The following is a 24,786-nucleotide window of genomic DNA, read 5'->3' on the forward strand; positions in this document are numbered from 1 at the left end:
CAGATTAATAACAGGTGCGGTCAGTGCTGCGCCAAGGAGAGAAGCATGCAGATGCTGAACCGCAAGACCGGCGAAGAGCAGCCATTCTGGCCCGCCGGACCTTTCAAGATCCGTTTGCCGTTTGTGCATTACCGCTGGGAATCCGCCGAGATGGTGCAAGCCCTCATCATGTTCGTGGTGAGTCTGGCGATGATTCCGTTGCTCGAGAAATACCTGGGCGTGCCCTATGACGTTGCCCTGGCGTACGTGGTGGTGTGTGGTATCGGCTTTATGTTGCCGGCGCTGTTGGGCGTGCCCATGGTGCCGGGCTGGATCACCCCGGCGATTCCGGTGGTGCTGCTGTTCCTGAGCGATTACCAACCCGGAGCGGAAGCCATTCAGGCGCTGTTCGCACTGCAGTTTCTGGTGTTTTTGATCTTCCTGATCCTGGGGATTACGCGGCTGGGCACCAAACTGGTGGACTTTATCCCCCGCTCCATGAAAGGCGGCATCATTATTGGCGCGGGCATTGCCGCGCTGATGGGCGAAATCGAGACCGGGGGGCGACTGGCGGAAACGCCGATTTCGCTGATCGTGGGCGGTCTGGTGTGTCTGTACCTGATGTTCTCGGTGTCTTTCAAAGGCCTGGTCGACGTCAATCCGTGGGCCCGTAAAATCGCCAATTACGGCATGGTGCCCGGCATGGTGGTGGCCATACTGGTGGGCTTCGCGACGGGCGAGTACGCGGTTCCGGATGTGCAGTGGGGCATCACCAAGCCGGCGTTCGGGCAGCTGTGGAGCTATCTGCCGTTCGCGGTGGGTTTCCCGGACCCGATGGTGTTCCTGTACGCCATCCCGACCGCAGTCATTTCGTACATCATTGCGTTTGGCGACATCATTGTCGGTAAGTCGTTGATGGAGCGCGTGGACCACCTGCGCACCGACGAGGTCATCGACAGCAGCGTCGACCGCGTTCATCTGGTTACCGCCCTGCGGAATGGGATACACGCCTTCTTTGCCCCATACCCGGGCCTGGCGGGACCGATCTGGACCGCGGTCACCGCAACCATGGCGGAGCGCTACAAATACGGCCGCAAGGCCATGGACTCGATCTACAGTGGCGGCGGCACCTTCTGGATTACCGGGTTCGTGGCGTTGTTTATGTTACCGCTGGTGAGCTTTTTCCAGCCGGTCTTGCCAATTGCGCTGTCGCTAACCCTGCTGTTGACGGGGTATATCTGCCTGATGATCGGGTTGGAGCAGCTGACCAACAACACCGAGCGTGGCGTTGCCGGCACCATGGGGGTGGTGCTGGCGGTGTACGGCGCTGGCTGGGGGCTGGCCACGGGGGCTGTTTTGTATCTGCTGATCGAACGCACCAAAATCATCAGTTTTACCTCGGACCCGGAAGCGCCCGGCATTGAGGCGAAGCCGAAAGACAGCTAAAGAGAGTGTGTGTCTTTGGGGAAGTCACGACCTGGTCGGGCTTCCCCTTTTTTTGGTTAGATGATTTGCAAGAATGATCCGCGCAAGGGCGTCGGCCCAGCAGTGGTACCCACCGGGGCCCGGGTGAAACCCGTCCACAGCCATGGACTCAGGAGTTGCTTCGAACGCAATGGTGACCAGTTTGGTATTGCTGCGCGGCGCAATGATGTCGGCCAGCTGCCGGTTGAGTTTGTGCGCCCGCTGGCCCAGATACCACCGCAACGGTTGCGGGAGGGCCGGAAATCTGTGCACGGGCGGCACGGCGGTAAACAGTATCAGGCGTGGGCTGTAGCGTTGATCCAGAATGTCCAGCAACCGGCCAGTCCGTTGCCGCCACCGGCGCATCGACACGCCGGAGGTCAGATCGTTCACGCCCAGGGAAAGCACCAGCACGTCCACACTGACTGCGGGCAGGCGGTCATGGGGCGGCAGGTAATCGGCGACCCGCAAGCCGGTTTGTGCCTGTAATGTCCAGGTGACGGTGAACACGTCGCTGAGGCGCCGGGTCAGCTGGCCCGACAGCGCTTGCTCCTGCGCGCTCACACCGACTCCTGCCGCAGCGGAATCCCCCAGCATCAATAGATTGAGCGCAGGCCCCTGACCCACTTTGCCCCGGCGTGCACCGGTCGGCTCGGGCAGCGCCGGGGTAGTGGCGCGGACCCGCTTACCTTGCAGCAGCAGAAGCGGCGCGAGCGGGATCGACAAGACCGTGTGCAGCACCTGGTGAATCCTTGTGATTGAGTTGCGGATGTGGGTGTTGGCCCTACGCCAATAGTTTATCCTAGGTAGCCACAGATCTCCTGAACTGGGGGCCTGTCATAGCAACACTATTGGGAGATCCTGCCAGCCCATGGCCTGAACAGCACGGGATATTGGCGCGCAGGGTCCGGAACATACGTGAAAAGCGGATGAACACCATGCCATCAGTGGAACTGTTCGGGGCGTACTTGATTGCCATTACCTTGCTCACGGTCACCCCGGGTGTGGATACCTTGCTGGTGTTGCGCAACGCCGCCAGCGGCGGGGTCCGCGCCGGGGCAGTGACCAGCCTGGGCGTGTGCAGTGGCTTGTTTGTGCATGCGCTGCTGTTTGCGGTGGGTGTATCGTTGATCCTGGTGCAGACCGCGTGGGCCTTTTCCGCGATAAAGTGGCTGGGGGCCTGCTATTTGGTGTGGTTAGGGATCAGCAGTCTGCGGCAGGCGTGGGCACCGGACTTGGGTGCGGCGCCGCTGCGGCAGCCCGCCAGACAGGTGGCGCCGGTGGTTAAAGCGTTCCGCGAGGGGCTGCTCTCCAACCTGCTCAACCCGAAAACCGCGCTGTTTTATATGGCCTTCTTGCCACAATTCATCGATCCGGCAGGGCATGTCCTGAGGCAGTCGTTGACTCTGGCGGGCACTCATTTTGTGATCGCGATGGCCTGGCAATGCGGCCTGGCGGTGGTCCTGGATCGCAGCGGGCAGCGGGTGGTCAGCATCACCCGCAAGCGGCTCCTCAGTGGCCTGACCGGCGGCGTGTTCGTGGGGCTGGGGGCCAAGCTGGCGCTGTCACCGCAGTGATGGCCTGACTGCAGACCATAAAAAAACGGAGCCTCAGTGCTCCCGTTTTTTATGGATGGTGCCAGCGAGCGGCGGCTGACGGTCAGCGCTCCAGATACTGCAGTTTGTCGGGCTGGCCATCCCACTCGGCGGCATCGGGCAGTGGGTCTTTCTTCTCGGTGATATTGTCCCAGATGCCGGACAGTTCCGCATTGAGCTCGACAAAGTGAACCTGATCTGCTGGCAGTTCGTCTTCTGAGAAAATGGCTTCGGCCGGACATTCGGGCTCGCACAGAGCGCAATCGATGCATTCGTCCGGGTCGATGACCAGAAAATTCGGACCTTCGTAGAAGCAGTCAACGGGGCAAACTTCCACGCAGTCCGTGTATTTACATTTGATACAGTTATCAGTAACGATAAATGCCATGGTCAGGTTCCTGGTTCGGTGGTCGCTCTCAACCGTGTGAATATAGTCAGCACGTAATAATTTTGCCGATATTGTAGGGAGCGGCCCCGCTGGCCGCAACCGTCAACCGGCTATAAGGTTATGCCCGCAGCTGTTTTTTCAGTTCGAACAGCTGATTCAGTGCTTCGATGGGGGTCATGGTGTCCGGATTCAGGGCGGCGATGGCCTGCTCGACCGCACTGGGTTCCAGGTTTGCGAACATGTCGCCCTGGCAGGCGCCGGTGTCCGGTTGGGGTGCAGCCGGTGGCTGCTGGCCCGGGGACACCGGGGGCACCGGGGGGGTGCTGCCTTCCAGGTGCGCCAGCTGGGCGCGCGCGTTGCCGATCACAGTCTGCGGCACCCCGGCCAGCTTGGCCACTTGCAGGCCGTAACTCTGGCTGGCGGGCCCCTCCTGCACATTGTGCAGGAACACGATGCTGTCATCGTGCTCGGTGGCCGTCAGGTGCACGTTGACCGCGTGATCGAGCTGCTCCGCCAATTGCGTCAGCTCGAAGTAATGGGTGGCAAACAGGGTGTAGCAACGAATCTCTCTGGCCAGATGCTCAGCGGTCGCCCAGGCCAGCGACAGGCCGTCGAAGGTGCTGGTGCCCCGCCCGACCTCGTCCATCAGCACCAGACTGTGTTCGGTGGCGTTGTGCAGAATGTTGGCGGTTTCGGTCATTTCCACCATGAAGGTCGAACGGCCCCCGGCGATGTCGTCGGATGAACCCATGCGGGTAAAGATCCGGTCCAGCGGCCCGAGAACGGCGCGGCTGGCGGGTACAAAACTGCCGGTATACGCCAACAGGGCAATCAGGGCCGCCTGACGCATGTAGGTCGACTTACCGCCCATGTTGGGGCCGGTGATCACCAGCATCCGGCGCTGGTCGTCCATCAGCAGGTTGTTGGGCACGTAGGGGTCGCTTAGCAGTTGCTCCACCACCGGGTGGCGACCGTCTTCCACATCAAAGCCGGGTTTGTCACTGAAATCCGGTGCGCAGAATCTCAGGCTGGTGGCCCGTTCGGCGTAATTCGCCAGAACATCCAGTTCCGCCAACGCCTGCGCGCTATCCTGCAGCGCACCCAGCTGATTGGCCAGGGTTTCCACCAACTCATCATAAAGTGCTTTTTCGCGGGCCAGGGCGCGGCTCTTGGCGCTCAGGGCTTTGTCTTCGAATTCCTTCAGTTCCGGCGTGATGAAGCGCTCGGCGTTTTTCAGGGTCTGGCGGCGGATGTAGTCCACCGGGGCCTGCTCGGATTGCGCCCGGCTGATCTCAATGTAGTAGCCGTGAACCCGATTGTAGCCAACCTTCAGAGTGCTGATGCCGGTGCGTTCCCGCTCCCGGGTTTCCACGTCCATCAGGTATTGGCCGGCGTTTTCGCTGATGTTGCTGAGTTCGTCCAGTTCCCCATCAAAACCTGCGCGGATCACGCCGCCGTCGCGGATCACCACCGGTGGGTTATCCACGATCGCCCGCTCCAGCAGGTCCGCCAGTTCCGGGTACTCGCCGATGACCGTGGCCAGCTCGTTGATGCGCACGGAGTCGATGGGGGCCAGCTGTTGCTGTAATGCCGGCAAGGCAGCAAAGGCCTCCCGCAGGCGTGCCAGATCCCTGGGGCGGGCGGATCGCAGCGCAACCCGGGCCAGAATGCGTTCCATATCGCCGACGGTTTTCAGATGGGTGTGCACCGTTTCGTAGTGGAAACCGTCCAGCAGCGCGGCGACCGCCTGTTGCCGCAGCAGCACCGTGGCGGTGTCCCGCAGGGGCCGGTTCAGCCAGCGGCGCAACTGGCGGCCACCCATGGCGGTTGCGGTTCGGTCCATCACCCACGCCAGGGTGTGCTGGTGCCCGCCAGTGAGGTTGGTATCGATCTCCAGATTGCGGCGGCTGGTGGCATCGAGAATCACGGCGTCTTCCCGGCGTTCCCGGGTCAGTTTGCGGATGTGGGGCAGGGCGGTGCGCTGGGTTTCCCGGGCGTAGTGCAGCAGACAGCCGGCGGCGCAAATAGCCAGCTGCAAATCTTCACAGCCAAAACCGGTCAGATCCCGCACCTGCAATTGCTGGGTGATCAGGCGCAGGGCGGTGTCGGCTTCGAACAGCCAGGGGCCCTGACGACGAATGCCGCTGAATCCGGCCAGTGCGTCTTCGTAAGGGAAATCCTCACCGATCAGGATTTCGGCCGGTTGCAGCCGTTGCAGCTCACCCAGGAGGCTTTCCACATCGTCCAGTTCGGACACCGCAAAGCGGCCGCTGGAAAGGTCCAGCGACGACAGCCCGAAGCGTTCTTTATGGCTGTAGAGTGCGACCAGCAAGTTGTCGCGCCGGTCTTCCAGAAACGCATCATCGGTGAGGGTACCGGGTGTGATGATGCGCATCACCTGGCGTTCAACCGGGCCCTTGCTGGTGGCCGGATCGCCCACCTGTTCACACACCGCGATGGATTGACCCGCGCGCACCAGGCGGGCAATGTAGTTCTCGGCAGAATGATAGGGGATGCCGGCCATGGGCACTGCACTGCCCCCGGACTGGCCACGGGCGGTCAGGGTAATGTCCATCAGCTCCGCGGCTTTTTTGGCGTCGTCGTAAAACAGTTCGTAAAAGTCGCCCATACGATAAAACACCAGCTCGTTGGGGTGCTGGCTTTTAATTTTGAGGTACTGCCTCATCATCGGGGTGTGCTGGGATAAATCGGTTTGCGCGGCTGACATGTAAAAGTCCGGAATAAAGAATTGGGTTCGGCGGTAACGGATTGTAGGAAAATAACGCTCAGGATGAAAACAGGGAGAGCAATATGATGATAACAGACGAAGCACTGTATCAGGCCGGAGTGAGGTTAGGGGATGCCCTGAGCCATAAAGGCTGGCAGATCAGCACCGCGGAAAGCTGCACCGGTGGCTGGGTGGTGAAGGTGCTGACCGACCGGGCCGGGTCTTCGGGCTATGTCCACAGTGGCCTGACCACTTACAGCAATCACGCCAAGCAGACCCTGTTAGGGGTTTCCGAGACAACGCTGATCGAGCAGGGGGCGGTAAGCGAGGCGGTGGTCCGGGAAATGGTGACCGGTGCGCTGCGGGTGACCGGTGCCCAGGTCGCCGTGGCGGTGAGTGGCATCGCCGGCCCGGACGGGGGCTCTGCCGACAAACCCGTGGGGACGGTGTGGTTCGCCTGGGGCACCGGAGCGGCGGCACTGGAGGCGGAGGTCAAAACCTTCGGGGGTGACCGGGAGGCCGTGCGACGACAGGCTGCTTTGTTTGCGTTACAAGGTGTTACCACTTTTTTACGGCAGCAGTGAGCAGCAGCACTTGGTCTGCTTCGCCGGTTGTGTTTTAATACTGGTCAAATATACAGTTAAATGCCCGGTGCGGCGAACAAGGGGATAGCGATAATGGAAGATAATCGTAAGAAGGCACTCACTGCAGCGCTGGGTCAAATCGAGCGCCAGTTTGGTAAGGGCGCGATCATGAAAATGGGCGACCAGCCACGGGAAGCGGTGCCGGCGGTATCAACCGGGTCTCTCGGACTGGACGTGGCACTGGGTATTGGCGGGTTGCCTTACGGGCGCATTGTCGAAATCTACGGTCCGGAAAGTTCCGGTAAAACCACGCTGACCCTGCAGGTGATCGCCGAGGCGCAAAAGCAGGGTAAAACCTGTGCGTTCATCGATGCCGAGCACGCGCTGGACCCGCAGTACGCGGAACAGCTGGGGGTGAACGTAGACGATCTGTTTGTGTCTCAGCCGGACACCGGTGAGCAGGCGCTGGAAATTGCCGACATGCTGGTGCGCTCCAACGCCATTGATGTGATCATCGTTGACTCCGTTGCCGCGCTGACCCCGAAAGCCGAGATTGAAGGCGAAATGGGCGATTCCCACGTAGGTTTGCAGGCACGGTTGATGTCGCAGGCGCTGCGCAAGCTGACCGGCAGTGTAAAAAATGCCGGTTGTCTGCTGGTGTTCATCAACCAGATTCGCATGAAAATCGGCGTGATGTTCGGCAGCCCTGAAACCACCACCGGTGGTAACGCGCTGAAGTTCTACTCGTCGGTGCGTCTGGACATCCGCCGCATCGGGGCGGTGAAAGACGGCGACGAAGTGGTGGGTAACGAGACCCGCGTCAAGGTCGTCAAGAACAAGGTGGCGCCCCCCTTCCGCCAGGCTGAGTTCCAGATTCTGTACGGCAAGGGCATTTACCATATGGCGGAAGTGCTGGACATGGGGGTCAAAGAGGGGTTTGTTGACAAGGCCGGTGCCTGGTATTCCTATAACGGGGACCGCATCGGTCAGGGCAAGGCCAACGCGTGCAAATACCTGGAAGAGAATCTGGACATGGCCAACGAGATTGAGGCCAAGGTGCGCGACAAACTGATGCCGCAGCCGGTCAACAAGGCGGCCGCTGAGGTCAGTGCGGAAAGCACGGGCGAGTTGATCTGATTCCACCGGTCACGGTCTGACAGGCCCCGCTGGTTTGCCCGCTAGTCCGGCAGCCAGCGCGGTCTTTCAAGGAGAACGGTTATGCCTCACAAATCGTTGCTCATCGTTGCCCACGCACCTTCCCCCAACACCCTTCTGTTGCGCGATGCCGTAGCGGACGGCGCCCGCCACCCCGACATCGAATCTGTGGAGGTTCGTGTGCTGGCGCCGCTGGACGCCGGGCCGGACGATGTGCTGGCGTGCGACGCCATCATTCTGGGCACCACCGAAAATCTGGGGTACATGAGCGGCGCGTTGAAGGACTTTTTCGACCGCAGTTATTACCCCTGTCTGGAGCAAACCCAGGGATTGCCCTTCGCTTTTTACATCCGCGCCGGTCACGACGGCACCGGTACCCGGCGGGCGATCGAATCCATCACCACCGGGCTGCGCTGGCGATTGGTGCAGGAGCCGGTGCTGTGTCGCGGTGACTATCAGGACGTGTTTGCGGAACAATGCCGGGAGCTGGGAATGTATATGGCGGCCAGCCTGGATGCCGGCCTGGTTTGACGTATTGATATTGGCGCCGTGGCGACACCCTGGGGTTAACCGGTCAGCAACGGGAACAACGGATGATCCATCGGTGCGCCGACGGCCAGTTCCTGATCCAGGCCGGGGAACGGGGGCGAGGTGGTCCAGGGGCGGGGCGCGTGGGTCATGTCGTCCCCCAGAAAACGCACTGAAAACGCCCGGCGTCGCTGCCCGCCGCTGACTCCGGCTGCGCCGTGCAGGGTCAGCATGTTGAAGAACACCGCATCGCCGGGTTCCAGCGCCCAGCTCAGAATGGTGTAGGCATCCCGGTTGGCTTCGATATCCGGCAGATCCTCCAGGCTCCCCTCGGGAAACCACTTGGCTTCGTTATCCATGAAGGTGCGCGGCATCAGCCAGGGGCCTTTATGGGACCCGGCGACAAACTCCAGACTGGCTTCGCGGGCTACCGGGTCCACTGGCAGCCACATGCTGACGTTTTGATGACCTTCCACATTGTAATAAGGCTGATCCTGATGCCAGGGCGTCCGCTGACGGGTGCCGGGCTCCTTGACCAGCAGGTGATCATGATACAGCCGCGCCTGGCGGCTGCCCATCAGTTTGGCAACCAGGTCACCAATGCCGGATTCGAAGATGAATTTCCGGTACGCGGCGTTCTCCTGCCAATTGCAGAAGTCTTCAAAAAACCAGCCCGGGTCGTCCGGCTGGCTTGCTACTTTGGCCCGCGGACTCGGGTTGTTGAGGTTTTCTTCAATGCCTTGCGCCAGCGCTGCGATCTGATGGGTGTTGAACAGACCGCGGATGCACACTGCTCCGTCCCGTTCGTACGCCTCGACAATCTCGGGAGTCACCAGGGAGGTCGCATCAACCGGTTGAGTCATAGAGCTATCTCCTTGCAGTCAGAGCGTCATGGCGGCGAACCAGCCAAACACGATCAGTGGAATATTGAAATGCAGGAATGTCGGCACCACCGTGTCCCAGATATGGTCGTGCTGGCGGTCCGCGTTCAGTCCGGCCGTGGGCCCCAGGGTGGAGTCCGAAGCCGGGGAGCCCGCATCGCCCAGAGCTGCCGCCGTGCCCACCAACGCTGTGGTTGCCAGCGGCGAAAAGCCAAAGCTCACACACAGGGGGACATAGATGGCAGCAATGATCGGAATGGTCGCAAACGAGGATCCAATCCCCATGGTGATGAACAGCCCAACCAACAGCATCACCAGGGCCGCCAGTGAGCGATTATCGCCGATCAAGTCCACCGAGTTTTGCACCAATTCGGGGATTTGACCAGTCGCTTTCATCACGCCCGCGAAACCGGCAGCTGCAATCATGATAAAGCCCACCATCGCCATCAACCGCATGCCTTGGGTAAACACGCCGTCCTGCTCATCCCAACGGGTGATGCCGCTCACGGACAGCAGCGCGAAACCGGCCAGACCGCCGAAGATCATGGAGCCACTCCACAGCTGTACCACCAGGGCGACCACCAGCGCGGCAACAATGACGCCCAGCTGCCAGGTCTTGAGCGGGGCGCTGGAGGGCGCGTTGCCGCCTTGCTCCTGGCCATCGATAGGAAGGTCCTGATAGGTGCGCTTGTGGCGGTAACTGACGAAAATGGCGATCAATAAACCCAGCACCATGCCCGCCGCGGGAATCAGCATGGCCTTGGGGGGAGCGTCACGCCCGATCTGGAAATCGAGTGCCTGTCCGGCTTCGTTGACATTCCCCATCAGAATGTCGTTGAGAAAAATGGTACCGAAGCCGATGGGTGTGGTCATGTACATTACGGTGATACTGAAGGTGATGGCACAGGCAACGGCCCGGCGATCCAGATTCAGATGGTTCATCACCACCAACAACGGCGGCACCAGAATGGGGATGAAGGCGATATGCACCGGGATGATGGTGCCCGAGGCGAACCCGGCCAGAATCAGGCTGACGAACAGTCCCCAGGTCACCATCCGGGCATGGGCTTGGGTGTGGGTGCCACTCTGGAAGGTGTCGATGATGCGGGCGGAAAGTCGCTGGGTAATGCCCGTGCGCGATAACATCACTGCAAAAGCACCGAGGGTGGCGTAAGCCAGCGCCACTGTGGCACCGCCGCCCAGGCCATCGTTAAACGCGGCGACCACCTCTCCCGCAGGCAGGCCTGCGTACAGGCCACCAATCACGGAGGCCGCGATCAGCGCGAAAACAACGGACACCCGCATCAGGCTCAGGGTCACCATGATCAGTACGGACAGGATGATTGCATTCATGAATATCCCTTTTTTTGTTGGTCGTTGATTGGTCGGGATGACCGGTGCACTAAACTCGCCATCATCAAGGGGCGATATCAAAACACTCAGCGTACGCCGAATCAACTGTTTAGACGGCCGTTGTCAGGTTCGGGGTGGAAACCTGGCGTCGTTCACCGCCGGCCATGGCGCGGATCTTCGGACAACAGTTGCCCGGGAATGTTGTTAATGTATAGACAGCAAGCATTGGCGGACCCCCCCACCATAAAACCCAGTCCGTCAGGGTACGATTCCGCAGCAGGGGCTAGGCGGTGCCGATGTAGCGGCCGGGTCGTGCTGCCCGGCATTCGGGGCAGGGAATCACGGGGCAACAGCTGCCGGGGTCAGGTGTATAGACAGGTGTCACGCCTGCGCCCGCGGCGCTTTGTTGGCAGAAAGTGATCCGGGGGCGACAGTTGGGAAACCAGACTCTACAATGGCCGGCCTGAGTGCGCTTGCAGCGGAAGAATTCCACCGTGAAGCGCGCTATTCTCAGCCAAACCCTTTGTCGTTACAGGTCCGCATCTTGAAGTCACTGCCTCTGAACCAGCTATACAAAACCTGCGTGCTAAAAGACCTACCATTCAAAAGTACGCGCCAGCTTGAACCACTGGCCGAAATTGTGGGTCAGGATCGTGCCCGGGAGGCGGTCAGATTTGCACTGGCAATGCCCCACGGCGGCTACAACGTGTATGCCGTGGGCTGCAGCGGGCTGGGCAAGCGCACCATGATGCTGCGTTACCTGCAGCATCATGTCGACAAAAGTCATCAAAGTCACGACTGGTGTTATGTGGCCAATTTCGAGGAGCCCCGGGTGCCCCGGGTGCTCAAACTGCCGGCGGGCCAGGGTCATCAGTTAAAAAAGGACCTGGACCGGTTGATGGTGCGGCTGATGAAGGTCATTCCACAGACCTTCGACAGCGACAGTTTTCTGGAGCGGGCCGAGCAGCTCAAGGAGGAATACAGCAAGAAGCAGGAGGATGAGCTGGAAAAGGTGGCCCAGCAATCCAAACGCAAAAAAGTCCGGCTAACGGTCACCACCCCGGGGGGCTATCGGCTGGTCGCCATGAATGGCGATGAGCCGCACACCGTAGACAGCTTCGCCCAGCTTACCGACGCCCAGCGGGCCGAGTTTGAAGAAATCATCAACGGTCTGGAAAAACGGTTGCGGCAGGCACTGCGCAAAATTACGGATTGGGAGCAGGAGTACGCCGAGAAACAGCACGCCCTGAACCAGGAAACCCTGGAAGGCATTTCCGGCCATCAGCTGGATCAGCTGGTGGCCAAATACCAGGACCTGCCCGATGTGGTGGCTCATCTGGAGGCCGTGCGCAACGACCTGGTGGATAATCTTGATATCTTTCTGGAAGATAACGAAGAGCAGGCCGCCATGGCCTACGCGTCGCTGGACAAGAAAATGCCCCGTCGCTATCAGATCAATCTGCTGGTGCATCAGCAGGGCAACGAAGTGCCGGTGATTGTGGAAGACAACCCCACCTACCACAACCTGTTTGGCTATGTGGAAAGTGTGACCTATAAGGGTACCGTCTTCACCGATTTCTCGCTCATCCGTGGGGGCAGTCTGCACCGGGCAAACGGTGGCTACCTGCTGATGGACGCGGCCAAGGTGCTGGAGCAGCCCTTTGTATGGGAAGGCTTGAAACGGGCCCTGCGAGCCAAGACCATTCAGGTCAACTCGCTGGAGCGGGAGTTGACCCTGTCGGGAGCCATTTCCCTGGAGCCCGAGGTCATTCCGATGAGTGTCAAGCTGGTGTTGTTTGGCGATCGTGAAACCTGGTTGTTGCTGCAGGAGTACGATCCCGAGTTTGCGGAGCTGTTCCGGGTAACCGCCGATTTTGAGAACGAGATGCCGCGGACCCCGGAAAGCCAGTTGCTCTACGCCAAATTCATTGCCAGTCTGGTCAACGACAAAGGCTTGCTGCATTGCGATCAGAAGGCCGTTGCCCGGGTGATCGAACACAGTGCCCGCATGGCCGAGCATCAGGACCGGCTGTCGCTGCACGCCGCAGACATCAACGATGTACTCCGGGAGTCGGATTACTGGGCGCGTGAACAGGGTGCCAAGACCATCACCGCCCAACACGTGACTCAGGCGCTGGCCAGTGCCCGGCATCGCAACAGCCGCATCCGCGATCAATTGTACGAATCGGTGCGGGATGGCAGCACACTGGTGACCACCCGGGGCACGCGGGTGGGACAGGTCAATGCGCTGTCGGTGCTGTCGACGGGCGGGTTCGAGTTTGGCATGTCCAACCGGATCACCGCGACCACCTATTACGGTGACGGCGATATCATTGATATTGAAAGGGAAGTGAAGCTGGGTGGTGATATACACTCGAAGGGCGTGATGATACTGAGCGCCTGGCTGATGGCGCAATTTGCGGTGAACGGGCCGTTGCACCTGTCGGCGAGCATTGCGTTCGAGCAAAACTATGGCGAAGTGGATGGTGACAGCGCGTCTCTGGCAGAGCTCTGCGCCCTGGTGTCGGCGTTATCGGGCTGCCCGGTGCGCCAGGATCTGGCCATTACCGGCTCAGTCAACCAGTTTGGCGAGGTGCAACCCATTGGCGGTGCGAACGAAAAAGTGGAAGGTTTCTACCACACCTGCCAGATTACGGGTGCCACTCCCTCGCAAGGTGTTATTTTACCTGGCACCAATGTGCAAAATCTGATGCTCGACAGTGAGGTCGTGGAAGCCGTACGGACCGGCACTTTCGCGGTCTACGCCGTCACCACCGTGGAAGAGGCGGTGACTTTGCTGATGGATCGCCCGGCCGGGGTGGCCGACGCCAAGGGCCGTTATCCCGACGGCAGCGTCTTTGCCGCGATACAGCAGCGCTTGGAAGAACTGCGTGAACACGAGCGTCAGGAGCACGGGCACGACAGCAAAGACGCATCGGCGCACTGACCGGCGGCCAAAAAAACAGACAGAAGAATGGAGAATGAGACGATGAGTGGTATAGCCCAGATTGTGTATGTGGTGGAAGACGACGAGGCGGTACGCGACTCGCTGGAGCTGCTGTTACGGTCGGCGAACATGGCCACCCAGACCTACGACAACGCCAACGCGTTTTTGAGTGACTATTCCGAAGACATGGCCGGTTGTATCGTCCTGGATATCCGCATGCCGGGTATGGACGGTATGGAATTGCAGAAAAAGCTGAACGAACTGCACTCCATTCTACCGATCATATTTGTCACCGGTCACGGCGACGTGCCCATGGCGGTGGATGCGATGAAAGAAGGTGCGGTCGATTTCATCCAGAAACCGTACCGCGAAGAGGCGCTGCTGGAAAAAATTGAACAGGCGCTGAAACTGGACCAGAAACAGCGGGAAACCCTGAGTGAGAAGCAGGAAATTCTGCGCCGGGTGAACACCCTCACACCCCGCGAAACGGAAATCATGGGGCGCATGATTGCCGGGCAGGCCAACAAGGTCATTGCCATCGAGCTGGAGATCAGTCAGCGGACCGTCGAGATTCACCGTTCCCGGGTGATGCATAAGATGGGTACCCACTCTCTGGCGCATCTGGTGCGGATGGTGCTGTCCGTAAAGGACCGTATCGACTTGGAGTAAATGGCGGGTCATCATGCGTCCATGTTCCATATCTGGCCGTTAACTTATGACTGAAGATATCTGTGTGGATTCTGAGGGCACCGTCCTGCTGGTGGATGATAACCCTCAGAACCTCAAGGTTCTCTATGAGACCCTGAAAGACAAGGGATATCGCCTGCTCATTGCCAATGATGGCCACAAAGCACTTTCGCTGGCCCTGCGCGATCAACCGGAGGTCATCCTGCTCGACATCATGATGCCCGAGCTGGATGGCTACGAAGTGTGTGAGCGCCTCAAGGCCGACCCTCAGACCGCTGACAGTGCCGTGGTGTTCCTGTCGGCTCTGGACGAAATCGATGCCAAGATAAAGGGCTTCTCCCTGGGCGGGGCCGATTACATTTCCAAGCCGTTCCAGGCGGCTGAGGTGATCGCCCGTGTGCGCACCCATGCCCGGGTGGTGCGGCTGGAACGGGAGCTGCAGCAGCGCAATCGGCAGCTGCAGGGTGACCAGAGCCGGATTCTCAACGCCATCAGCGAAGGTATCTACGGCCTGGACGACGCGAGCAACATCATATTTGCCAACCCCGCTGCGGAGCAGATTGCCGGTGGCCGGGCCGATCAGTTGATCGGCCGCAACTTCTTCGAACTGCATTGCAACTGTGCGGGTAGCGACTCCGGGAGCGCCGGTGACCCCACCTCGTTGGTTTGTCAGCCGGGGGAGTACGATCATCGCCGCGGAGTGATGATGTACCGGCTGGATGGCTCGGTATTTGAAGCCGAGTACCGGTTAACACCGAAGTATGAAGGCGAAGAACTGGTGGGTGCGGTGGTGGTCTTCCGGGATATTACCACCGAGCTGGAAAACGAGCGGGCGCTGGAAGCCGCCCGGGATCTGGTGCAGGAGCAGCGCGACCAGCTGGCCCAGGCGTCCCGCCTGTCCACGCTGGGCGAATGGGCCGCCGGTTTTGCCCATGAAGTCAATCAGCCTCTGACGGCCATCACCAATTACGCCCGCGTTGCGACCCGCGTGTTGGCTGCAGACACCGTGGACAAGAGTCTGCTGCAGGAAACCCTGGGGAAAATCGAGGCGCAATCCCACCGTGCCAGCGAGGTGATTCGCCGCATCCGGCGGTTCGTCAAACAGCCCGCGTCCGGCAAGAGCCGGGTGTCAGTGGAAACCCTGCTGGACGACATCAGTCAGTTTGCCGAAGTGGATATCCGGCACAATAACGGCCGCCTGGTGGTCAATATCGCGGATGACATTCCCGACGTACTGGCGGATGCGGTGCAGGTGCAGCAGGTCGCGCTGAATCTGATCAGGAATGCCCTGGAAGCCACCCGCAGTGCCGGGGTTGAGGCACCGGTGGTGGTCAGTGCGTTTGTAGTGCGCCCCGGTTATGTGCGCTTCGATGTCACCGACAAGGGCATCGGACTGCCCGAGGACGCTGAGGAAAATCTGTTCCTGCCGTTTTACACCACCAAAGAGGATGGCATGGGGATCGGTTTGCCCATGTGCCGCTCGCTGATTCAGACCCAGGGTGGCGAGATCGGTTTTGAGCGTCCGGCCGAGCAGGGCACGCGGTTCTTTTTTACCCTGCCGGTGGCTGGTGCGGAAACCGGCTGACTAATTAAAAAAAGATTCAACAAAGCCGTTGACATCAAGGGGGCGATCTATATAATTCACCCCCGTTGACATCGCAGAGTTATCAACCAGATAGCACGGCCAGTCAGCACGGAGCGGTAGTTCAGTTGGTTAGAATACCGGCCTGTCACGCCGGGGGTCGCGGGTTCGAGTCCCGTCCGCTCCGCCATATTCGAAAAGCCCCAAGCTTATTGCAAGCTTGGGGCTTTTTTCGTTGCGCAGTTGGTCAGATTCAGGTGCCAATGGGGCGGTGCAGCCAGTGGCGTCATCATATTGTCATGCCTGGACGGGTATGCTGGCCGCACACTGCGCGGAGGCAAGACGAATGCTTGATTATGAAGAAGAGTTGCTGACCAGTCACGACGAGGACTACGACGACGATGAAGGGGTCTGCGACGCTACCGAGTTGTAGGTGCCCGTTGCCGGGTGAGGTCGGCGCGATGCCGGCCCGGGCTGGTGCCGAACCAGCGCTGATACGCCTTATGAAAGGCCGCCGGCCCCGAAAAACCCAACAGCCACGACACTTCCGACAGTGATAACGTGGTTTCCCGGATATAATCCTGCGCCAGATCTCGGCGGGCAAGGTCCAGTATCTGCCGGTAGCCGCTGCCTTCCTGTTGCAACTGCCGCTGCACCGTCCAGGGCGTCATCCCCAATTCTGCGGCAATGCTCTCCAGTCTGGGGGCGGAGCCTTGCAGAGCTTGTGCTACTTTTTCCTTGATCCGGTCTTGCAGGGTCCAACCTGAGCGGATGCGTCCGAGCGCCAGCTCGCAATCGGTTGTTAATTTTCGGTGCATGGCTGGCTGAGCGCTAACGGACGGATGACTGGCCAGGGACCGTGCCAAGGTGATGCCATTGTGCTTCGCGTTGAAGTGTACCGGGCACTGAAAAAAAGCTTCAAATTCCGCATCCAGCCCTTGCGACGGGTATTCAATCGCGACGGCCTGCAACACCCGGGTTGTGCCGGTGAGCGCGCGGACCAATTGCGTCCACGCCGCCAATACGGAATCCACCACGAAATAATTGAACCTGTTGTAGGGGCGGATGGAATAGAAGCGCGCCTCGCACAGGTCGGCGGACATGCTCGGGTGCCCGCGACTGTTGCGACTGGTCAACAAACTGTAGCGTATCAGGGTGGCCAGCGCTGCCCCCACGGTAGGCGCGCAGTGCGCGGCCAGTCCGGCCATGCCCAGGTCCACCGGGCGGGTCAGTCTGCCGGCGAGTAACCCCAGCGCCGGATCGCCGGTCAGGGCGATGGCCGCCTCACCCAACCGCATATAATGGGGAATGCTGATGCGCGCGTCAGGGGCCTGCAGCAGAGTCTGGCTGATGCCAAACTCTTGCCGCAACCCGCGATCCGTCTGGCCCGCTTGCCGAACGGCGCGGCACAGGACATCAACATACAAGATACTGATATCACCAAGGGTATTGCGGCGCTTGCCGGTGGTGTTGGGTTGGCTCATAGTGTCCGAATAGTTGTATCAGGATAATAGAATGTTATTTGAGGATATTGAGAGGGGCAAGCGGGCCGGTTACTTTAGAGCTATATCCAGATCTGTATCATCTGTTTCTCAGGAGAGTCCGTATGACCAACGCCGATGCGACGCCGGGCGTGTCCCGCTACCCCAATTTGCTTGAGCCGCTGGACCTTGGTTTTACCCGGTTGCGCAACCGGGTGCTGATGGGGTCCATGCACACGGGCTTGGAAGAGACCAAAAACGGTTTTGACCGTCTTGCCGCTTTTTATACCGAGCGGGTCCGGGGTGGGGTGGCGCTGATCGTGACCGGTGGGATCAGCCCCAACCCGGAAGGGGCGGTGTTTGCCGGGGCCGCCAAAATGGATTCCGAAGCCGAGTCAGATCAGCACAAGGTGATCACCGAGGCGGTTCATCAGGCGGGTGGTAAAATCTGCATGCAGATTCTGCACGCCGGCCGCTATGCTTATTCTCCGGCGCTGGTGGCGCCGTCTGCAGTGAAAGCACCGATCAACCCGTTCACCCCCAAGGAACTGGACGAGGCCGGCATCGAGGCCCAGATTCAGGCCTACGTGGATTGCGCGGCGCTAGCCCAGCGCGCCGGTTACGATGGTGTGGAGGTAATGGGTTCGGAAGGCTATTTCATTAACCAGTTCATTGTGGCCCACACCAACAAACGCACCGACCGCTGGGGCGGCAGCTATGCCAACCGCATCCGTCTGCCCCTGGAAATAGTCCGCCGGGTTCGGGAACGGGTCGGTGAAAACTTTATCATCATCTACCGACTGTCCATGCTGGATCTGATCGAGGACGGCAGCACCTGGCAGGAAGTCGTGCAGCTGGCCAAGGCTGTGGAAGAAGCCGGCGCCACGATCATCAATACCGGTATCGGTTGGCATGAGGCGCGGATTCCCACCATCGCTACCTCCGTACCCAGAGGTGCCTTCACCCAGGTGACCGCACAGCTCCGGGGGGCGGTAAGCATCCCGTTGGTCACCACCAACCGGATCAACATGCCCGAGGAAGCGGAGAATATTCTGGCGGCCGGCGAGGCCGATATGGTGTCCATGGCGCGGCCCTTCCTGGCGGATGCCGAGCTGGTCAACAAGGCCGCTGAGGGTCGCACTGATGAAATCAACACTTGCATCGGCTGCAATCAGGCATGCCTCGACCACACCTTCAATGGCAAGTTAACCTCCTGTCTGGTCAACCCGAGAGCCTGTCACGAAACCGAACTGACCTATGTGAAAACGGCGACCCCCAAAAAGCTGGCGGTGGTTGGTGCCGGCCCGGCGGGGCTGGCGTTTGCAACGGTGGCGGCCGAGCGTGGCCATCAGGTCACGCTGTTTGACAGCGCCAGCGAAATTGGCGGCCAGTTCAACGTGGCCAAGCTGATTCCCGGCAAGGAAGAGTTTTATGAAACTCTGCGTTATTTCCGGGTCATGCTCGACAAGCACAAGGTGACAGTACGGCTGGATACCCCCGTGGATGCAGCCCTGCTGACGGCCGGGGGGTTCGATGAGGTGGTGCTCGCCACCGGGGTGACACCGCGCACACCGGACATCGAGGGGGTCGATCACCCCAAAGTCATGGGGTACCTCGACGCCTTGCTGGGTCGCAGGCCCGTGGGTGAGACGGTGGCCGTCATTGGTGCCGGCGGCATCGGGTTCGATGTGTCCGAGTTTATAGTGCACCAGGGCAAGTCCGCCGCGCTGGATACCGCACAGTTTATGCGCGAGTGGGGGGTGGATCTGACGGTGGCCCACCGGGGCGGGGTCAAAGGGGTGCAGCCCGAGGTGCCGGCACCGGCGCGGAAGGTGTATTTGTTGCAACGCAGACCCACCAAGGTAGGCAAGGACCTGGGCAAAACCACCGGCTGGATTCACCGCGCGTCGCTGGCGCAACGCGATGTGCAAATGATTGCGGGGGTGACTTACCGCAAGATTGATGATGAAGGCCTGCACATCACCGTTACCCCCCGGGGGGCGGAGCAGGGTGAAGACCGGCTGCTGGCCGTGGACAGCGTCATCCTGTGTGCCGGTCAGGAACCCCGCCGGGATCTGCAGCAGGGTCTTGAGGCGGCGGGGCTCAGCGTGCATCTGATTGGCGGTGCCGATGTGGCCGCGGAGCTGGATGCCAAACGAGCCATCGATCAGGGCAGTCGGCTGGCGGCGGAACTTTAAGAGGTAATTGCATACTGCATTAGACAAGGGGCGTACTTTGTATGTTTAATAACGGTTCGCTGTAACCTCCGACGTTACAATTGGGTTTTAACGCCGCCAGGCAGTGCCAGGGAGTTGGTGATGGTATCTCCGGATCAAACGTCAGCAGGTCATTCCGCCATTTTCTTTATGGATGGCGCCCAGGTGTCACGGCAAATGAAAGTGCCGGATTTTGAAGCGTTCCTGGATGGCTACGTGGGCCTGTCCGATCTGGCGGATACCGACGTGCACGCCGCACTGGTGGAACTCGACAGCGAGTTGTACGTTGAGGCCCTGGTGCTCTTCCGGATCTGGTTTGACGAAGAAGGCCGGGCCGACAACCGCTGGAACTTGCCGATTGAGCGGCTGGTCAGGCAGGGAGCCAAAGGGCCGGATCTCGGGGCGGGGCCAATACGGCTGGTGTGCCGGAGTCTGTGCCCCGAACCCCGCTTTGTGAAACACATGTGGGACCCGGATATGAGGCCCGGAAGCAACACCTTCCAGGCCATTCGCAAGGCGGTCGCGGCCAACAGCCTGAAGTTTCCCCGGGTGGCCAGGGCGGACGATATTCCGGTGCTGGCCGTGCAGCCCAAGGCCCCGACGGAGCAGGACATAGACCGGGTGCGTATCGCCCGCATTCTCCGGGAACAGCGTCTGCGCATCAAAACCCTGAGCAACGTACCGGCCGACACCAAAGCAAAACTGGAACGGCAGCACCAGCAGGAATTGCAGGCCGAGCGCGACAAATACCTCCAGTTACAGCAGGAATACGAACGTCAGCGGGCGACCAGCGAACAGCTGAAAGACCGTCTGGCGGAGCGTAACGAACAGTACCTGGAGATGCAGAGGTCGCTGCAGACTGTGCAGGCGCAGCTGGAAGAAGCCCAGGACCATGCCGATCGGAACGCGAAGGCGGAAGTGGCTTTACTCCGCGAGCAGTTGGCGCGCAAGCAGCGTGAGCTGACGTTACGCGACGACCAGTTGGCGGCTCTTGAAAAAGAAAACCACGAACTGCGGCACCGCCCCCCCGTTGAAGACTCAATCACCGGGCATTTGCAGGCCAAAACAGTGTTTCTTGTGGCATACCATCCCGGAGTGGGGCATCTGACCCTGCCTTATGATGATCTTGATCGTTACTTTGCGAGTCCGCTGACCTACGCCTCCAACCACGCAGGGCTCTCCGAAGCGGTCTACCGGGAATGGCTGCAGCATTACGAAAACCCGGTATGTGGGCACCAGGAACCGAACGGAGAAGTCTGCCAGCACCCGATCATGCGCATCAGCCAGCCATCCGCATTCACGCCGGGAGTGAACGATCGGTGTGAGGATCACAGGGTGTCGCAGGATGCGGCTGCGGCCAATGGTCCGGCACCACAAACCACCGATTGATCTCTTCATAGCCGCGCCGGTCAGAGCGCGGTGTCATCTCGGCAAACAGTCTGGGCCGGCCGTCGCGGGCGATGTGTGTCAGAGCTGCGCGGGTGCTGGCCGCATCAGGTGCCGCCGTATGCTGATGACGGCTGAGCCACTCGGGCTTTATGAGCAGGGTCCAGTGGCGGGTGTCCAATTGCGTGACTTGCTGCAGGCGGACCCACCCGCCGCGGTCATGGCCAGGGTTGGCCCAGCCAGGTGGCCGGGCGGGGCCCGATTCAGGGCTGTGGGGGGAAAACAGCGTGCCGGGCTTGGCCAGTACTGAACGGATGGGGCCGTCCAGCCCGGCAGTATCCAGTGCGGCCCGGGTCTCCGGGCGTTCGGTCATGCGACACTGGTGCGTCAGCATGCGCTGGGTCTTGATGTCCAGCCGGTCCTGCGCGTTGGGGCCGTACCAGCGGGTGGTCTGGCCGTGAGACAAGCCAAGATAGAATTTGACCGCCACTTCATGGTGTTCCAGTTCCCCGGTGCGCCCGTTGCGGACAATGAAATCAAGCTCGCCGAGGGTGCGGCCATGGGTGTCGCGGATCGGGGTGTTGCGCAACAGGACCGGCCATTCGAGGATCTCGCTCAACAAAAAATGATACAGACTTTCAAAGTAATGCCCCAGCCGATGGCTGGCGCTTCGCGCCAGATGTTCCACCAGCGGGGCCGGGTTGCGGTCCAGCCGGTGCAGGCGGGTGTCGATGTCTGCCGGCAGTTCGCTGAATGCCGCAAACACCGGGCCGCAGTCAATCAGGGGCTGGGCATGACACAGCCAGTCCAGATGCCGGACAGCGGGGCTGTTCCAAAGTGGGCGAGTGCAGTTGGTCATGGCAAACCTGTTGTCGCGGTGTGAACCTGGCAGAACATTTTTCAGTAATGCGGCGTAATTCGTTAAGATGCCATTAACTGAGCCGGTTGAACACCGCAGGGGTGTGCTCAGGTCGAACCCACAGGCACGTTAGCAACGGGAATGTACATGGATCAATTCAAAAACATTGGCGTGATCGGTCGAATGGGTAGCGCAAAAGTGGTGGAATCACTGCGCGAACTGAAGCGATACCTCATCAGCAATGACTACCACGTCATCATCGAAGAAGAAACCGCAACCATGTTGCCCGGACACAGTTTGCAAGTTGCCAGCAAAAAACTATTGGGTGAAATTTGCGATCTGGTGATCGTGGTGGGTGGTGATGGCAGTTTGTTGGGGGCGGCCAGGGAGCTGGCCAAGTCCAAGATCCCGCTGTTGGGTGTCAATCGCGGGCGGCTGGGGTTTCTGACGGACATTGGCCCGGCGGAACTCGAAGAGAAACTCGGCAAGGTGCTGGCGGGGGATTACATTGAAGAGACCCGCTTCCTGCTCGACGGCTTTGTAGAGCGCAATGGCCAGCCGCTCGGATTTGGTACCGCCCTGAACGACGTGGTGTTGCACCCCGGTAAATCCACACGAATGATCGGCTTCGATTTGTTCATCGACGGCCACTTTGTCTACAGCCAGCGATCTGACGGACTGATTGTAGCGACCCCCACCGGCTCCACCGCCTATTCCCTGTCGGCGGGCGGCCCCATCATGCATCCGAAGCTGGATGCCATAGCGTTGGTACCGATGTTTCCGCACACCTTGAGCAGCCGCCCGATCGTGGTGGATGGCAAGAGTGAGATCAAACTGGTGGTGGGGGAAACCAATGAGACCTACCCCCAGATCAGTTTTGACGGGCAGATGAACATCTCCTGTGCGCCGGGCGACATCATCCGGATCACCAAAAAACCTTTCAAGATCCGGTTGATTCACCCAACAGATCACAACTTCTACGCCACCTGCCGGGACAAACTGGGCTGGGCGAGCGAGATAACAGCGGGTTAATAATGACAAGATACTCAGGAAAGCCCAGCCGGGGCTTTGATCTCATCGGCGACGTTCACGGATGCACCAACACCCTGATCCGCCTTCTGGAACAAATGGGGTATAAAAAAATCAACGGTGTGTACCAGCACGCCCGCCGTCAGGCGATCTTCGTGGGGGATATCATTGATCGCGGCCCGCGCATTCGTGAGGCTTTGCATCTGGTGCGGGACATGGTGGACCATGGTTCTGCCCGGGTCGTCATGGGCAACCACGAATACAATGCGTTGGGTTACTGCACCCGTACCCGCCCCGGTAGCAAGCAAAAATGGCTCCGTGACCGGAACCCGCGCCATGACCGGCTCATTCGTGAAACCCTGGACCAGTTTGCCCATCACCCCCAGGAGTGGAACGAGTTTCTGGACTGGTTTTACACCCTGCCGTTGTTCATCGAGGAAGAACACTTTCGGGTGGTGCACGCCTGCTGGGATGCGCAATTGATCCGGGAGTTCAAAAAGACCCAGGGGGGGGCCTGCATTGATGAGGACTTCCTGCATGCCTCGGCCGCCCTGGATTCCTTCGCCGGCCAGGTGATGGATACCTTGCTGCGGGGCACCGACCTGATGCTGCCCGAGGGCATGACCATCACCGGACGGGACGGCTACGTGCGCCGCTTTTTCCGCACCAAGTTCTGGGCCGACAACCCGCAGACATACGCCGATGTGGTGTTTCAGCCAGACCCCTTGCCCGAGGCCATCGCCCAGCGTCCGTTGAGCGACGCCGAGAAGGCCCAGCTGCTGACTTACCCGGCCACCGAATTGCCGGTGTTTGTCGGTCATTACTGGATGAGTGGCGAACCCGCGCCCATCGCTCCGAATGTGGCCTGTCTCGACTACAGCGCGGTCAAGTACGGCAAGCTGGTGGCTTACCGGATGGACGATGAGCGTGAACTGTCCAGGGACAAGTTTGTCTCAGTGGAGGTAGAACGACCGGGGCTGATCGAGTCTCCGCAAATGGAAGACAGCCTGAAGAGGTAAAAGGTGTATCGGGTCAAACAGATTGAAACGGGAGTGAACCTGGCCGGGTTCAGCCGGTGGCTGAGTCAGCAGGGGGTGGCACACCGCATCACTGTCGAAGGGAACTACCAGGTGCTGTGGCTGGAGCATGCCGACAACGCCGATCCGGTAACCGCGGCGCTGGAACGTTTCCTGGCGGAACCCGAACTGCGGGCCCGGGTGGAGGAGGTGGCTCATTCGCCGGTGTTTGTGGGGGGGCGCTGGCAGCCGGCCCCGAAGCATGCGCCGCTGGTGCTTGTTATAATCGCTCTGGCGGGGCTGCTCGCCTGGGTCACCGGGCTGGGCAGCAACATGGCGTCGGCGGCGCTGATGATGGTCGACCCCCGTTATTATGACTGGAGCACACTGCCTGCAAGGATGACCGCACTGGCGGACACCCTGGCCCGGGGCCAGATCTGGCGTCTGTTGTCACCGGACTTTCTGCATTTCAGCATGGCCCACATCATTTTCAACAGTGTCATGCTGTGGTTTCTGGGCAGCCAGGTGGAGTGGTTCGATGGCAAAAGCCGGGTGCTGGTGTTGTTTGTGGTGACCAGCCTGCTCGCCAACGGCCTGCAGTATATGGTATCGGGGCCGCTGTTCGGGGGGCTGTCCGGGGTGGTTTATGGCTTGTTGGGTTATTGCTGGCTCAGTCAGCAGCGCCGGGCCCGGTTTCATTTTCCGCCGGCCCTGGTCATTTTCTCGGTAGTATGGATGGTCATCGGCTTTACGCCTTTGCCCGAGTGGCTGGGAATCGGCCGGATGGCCAACGAAGCGCACCTCGGTGGGTTTGTGGCTGGTCTGCTGGTGGCTGTCTTGTGGGCACCGTCAGCCAGACGGAGGGATGCAGGACCATAAAAAAACCTCACCCGGAAGTGAGGCAAAAACAGGGCGTATACACGCCTGA

21 protein-coding genes and 1 tRNA gene are annotated in these 24,786 nt (G+C 60.1%); 15 read left to right on the top strand and 7 right to left on the bottom strand.

From position 1 onward, the window contains the following. Positions 1–45: 45 nt before the first annotated feature. Positions 46–1,425, top strand: coding sequence for a solute carrier family 23 protein (locus BG841_RS11140; RefSeq protein ID WP_070057724.1), 1,380 nt, complete (start codon positions 46–48; stop codon positions 1,423–1,425). A gap of 24 nt (positions 1,426–1,449) precedes the next feature. Here the strand turns inward: BG841_RS11140 and BG841_RS11145 are convergent, their stop codons facing one another. Beyond that, positions 1,450–2,184, bottom strand: coding sequence for an SGNH/GDSL hydrolase family protein (locus BG841_RS11145; protein ID WP_070057725.1), 735 nt, complete (start codon positions 2,182–2,184; stop codon positions 1,450–1,452). A gap of 197 nt (positions 2,185–2,381) precedes the next feature. On the opposite strand from BG841_RS11145, the gene BG841_RS11150 reads away from it, so the two are divergent. Beyond that, positions 2,382–3,020 (top strand): LysE family translocator, encoded by a 639-nt coding sequence (locus BG841_RS11150; protein WP_083260327.1) that lies wholly within the window; start codon positions 2,382–2,384, stop codon positions 3,018–3,020. Positions 3,021–3,102: 82 nt separating this feature from the next. On the opposite strand, the gene fdxA is transcribed toward BG841_RS11150, so the two are convergent. Together fdxA and mutS are read right to left on the bottom strand one after the other, a co-directional pair. After that, on the bottom strand, positions 3,103–3,426 hold the full coding sequence (gene fdxA, locus BG841_RS11155) for a ferredoxin FdxA (RefSeq protein ID WP_070057727.1): 324 nt from the start codon (positions 3,424–3,426) through the stop codon (positions 3,103–3,105). 118 nt (positions 3,427–3,544) lie between these two features. Then, positions 3,545–6,154 carry a DNA mismatch repair protein MutS gene (gene mutS / locus BG841_RS11160; RefSeq protein ID WP_070057728.1) on the bottom strand — a complete coding sequence of 870 codons (2,610 nt, stop codon included), beginning with the start codon at positions 6,152–6,154 and terminating at the stop codon, positions 3,545–3,547. Between the two features lie 83 nt (positions 6,155–6,237). Here mutS and BG841_RS11165 point away from each other — a divergent pair, with 83 nt between their 5' ends. The 3 genes from BG841_RS11165 to BG841_RS11175 all read left to right on the top strand — a co-directional run bounded on the left by BG841_RS11165 (position 6,238) and on the right by BG841_RS11175 (position 8,424). Continuing rightward, on the top strand, positions 6,238–6,738 hold the full coding sequence (locus tag BG841_RS11165; protein WP_070057729.1) for a nicotinamide-nucleotide amidohydrolase family protein: 501 nt from the start codon (positions 6,238–6,240) through the stop codon (positions 6,736–6,738). A 93-nt stretch (positions 6,739–6,831) separates the two neighbouring features. Beyond that, positions 6,832–7,875, top strand: a complete 1,044-nt coding sequence (gene recA, locus BG841_RS11170) for a recombinase RecA (protein WP_070057730.1) — start codon at positions 6,832–6,834, stop codon at positions 7,873–7,875. 81 nt (positions 7,876–7,956) lie between these two features. Then, positions 7,957–8,424, top strand: a complete 468-nt coding sequence (locus BG841_RS11175; RefSeq protein ID WP_070057731.1) for a flavodoxin family protein — start codon at positions 7,957–7,959, stop codon at positions 8,422–8,424. Positions 8,425–8,459: 35 nt separating this feature from the next. Here BG841_RS11175 and BG841_RS11180 read toward each other — a convergent pair whose 3' ends face one another. After that, positions 8,460–9,284, bottom strand: a complete 825-nt coding sequence (locus tag BG841_RS11180) for a phytanoyl-CoA dioxygenase family protein (RefSeq protein ID WP_070057732.1) — start codon at positions 9,282–9,284, stop codon at positions 8,460–8,462. 18 nt (positions 9,285–9,302) lie between these two features. Then, positions 9,303–10,655 (bottom strand): Na+/H+ antiporter family protein, encoded by a 1,353-nt coding sequence (locus BG841_RS11185; protein ID WP_070057733.1) that lies wholly within the window; start codon positions 10,653–10,655, stop codon positions 9,303–9,305. 544 nt (positions 10,656–11,199) lie between these two features. Between BG841_RS11185 and BG841_RS11190 the strand changes: the two genes are divergently transcribed. From BG841_RS11190 to BG841_RS17075, 5 genes are all read left to right on the top strand, one after another. Further along, positions 11,200–13,602, top strand: a complete 2,403-nt coding sequence (locus tag BG841_RS11190; protein ID WP_070058797.1) for a Lon protease family protein — start codon at positions 11,200–11,202, stop codon at positions 13,600–13,602. A 42-nt stretch (positions 13,603–13,644) separates the two neighbouring features. Further along, positions 13,645–14,271, top strand: a complete 627-nt coding sequence (gene fixJ, locus BG841_RS11195) for a response regulator FixJ (RefSeq protein WP_070057734.1) — start codon at positions 13,645–13,647, stop codon at positions 14,269–14,271. A gap of 46 nt (positions 14,272–14,317) precedes the next feature. After that, positions 14,318–15,874, top strand: a complete 1,557-nt coding sequence (locus BG841_RS11200) for a response regulator (protein WP_070057735.1) — start codon at positions 14,318–14,320, stop codon at positions 15,872–15,874. A 110-nt stretch (positions 15,875–15,984) separates the two neighbouring features. Continuing rightward, a tRNA-Asp gene (locus BG841_RS11205) sits at positions 15,985–16,061 on the top strand. Between the two features lie 90 nt (positions 16,062–16,151). After that, positions 16,152–16,304: a hypothetical protein gene (locus tag BG841_RS17075; protein WP_158007610.1), complete on the top strand. Its 153-nt coding sequence runs from the start codon at positions 16,152–16,154 to the stop codon at positions 16,302–16,304. Here BG841_RS17075 and BG841_RS11210 read toward each other — a convergent pair. After that, positions 16,291–17,355, bottom strand: a complete 1,065-nt coding sequence (locus BG841_RS11210; protein WP_070057736.1) for an AraC family transcriptional regulator — start codon at positions 17,353–17,355, stop codon at positions 16,291–16,293. The genes BG841_RS17075 and BG841_RS11210 overlap by 14 nt on opposite strands. A 122-nt stretch (positions 17,356–17,477) precedes the next feature. Between BG841_RS11210 and BG841_RS11215 the strand changes: the two genes are divergently transcribed. Together BG841_RS11215 and BG841_RS11220 are read left to right on the top strand one after the other, a co-directional pair. Then, entirely contained in the window at positions 17,478–19,550 is a 2,073-nt protein-coding gene (locus BG841_RS11215) for an FAD-dependent oxidoreductase (RefSeq protein WP_070057737.1), read from the top strand. Positions 19,551–19,670: 120 nt separating this feature from the next. Further along, complete coding sequence (locus BG841_RS11220) at positions 19,671–20,957, top strand: DNA repair protein (protein WP_070057738.1); 1,287 nt, start codon at positions 19,671–19,673, stop codon at positions 20,955–20,957. Here BG841_RS11220 and BG841_RS11225 read toward each other — a convergent pair. Next, positions 20,866–21,813, bottom strand: a complete 948-nt coding sequence (locus BG841_RS11225; RefSeq protein WP_070057739.1) for a DUF1853 family protein — start codon at positions 21,811–21,813, stop codon at positions 20,866–20,868. The genes BG841_RS11220 and BG841_RS11225 overlap by 92 nt on opposite strands. Before the next feature lie 147 nt (positions 21,814–21,960). Between BG841_RS11225 and BG841_RS11230 the strand changes: the two genes are divergently transcribed. From BG841_RS11230 to BG841_RS11240, 3 genes are read left to right on the top strand one after another with little or no spacing between them, the layout of a single operon-like run. Continuing rightward, the gene (locus BG841_RS11230; RefSeq protein ID WP_070058798.1) at positions 21,961–22,845 is read left to right on the top strand and encodes an NAD(+) kinase; all 885 of its coding nucleotides are present in this window, start codon (positions 21,961–21,963) and stop codon (positions 22,843–22,845) included. A 2-nt stretch (positions 22,846–22,847) separates the two neighbouring features. Then, entirely contained in the window at positions 22,848–23,861 is a 1,014-nt protein-coding gene (locus tag BG841_RS11235) for a metallophosphoesterase (protein WP_070057740.1), read from the top strand. A gap of 3 nt (positions 23,862–23,864) precedes the next feature. After that, the gene (locus BG841_RS11240; protein WP_070057741.1) at positions 23,865–24,737 is read left to right on the top strand and encodes a rhomboid family intramembrane serine protease; all 873 of its coding nucleotides are present in this window, start codon (positions 23,865–23,867) and stop codon (positions 24,735–24,737) included. The last annotated feature ends 49 nt before the right edge of the window (positions 24,738–24,786 follow it).

Origin of the sequence: Marinobacter sp. X15-166B, assembly GCF_001752365.1 — a bacterium.
Taxonomy (GTDB): Bacteria; Pseudomonadota; Gammaproteobacteria; order Pseudomonadales; family Oleiphilaceae; genus Marinobacter.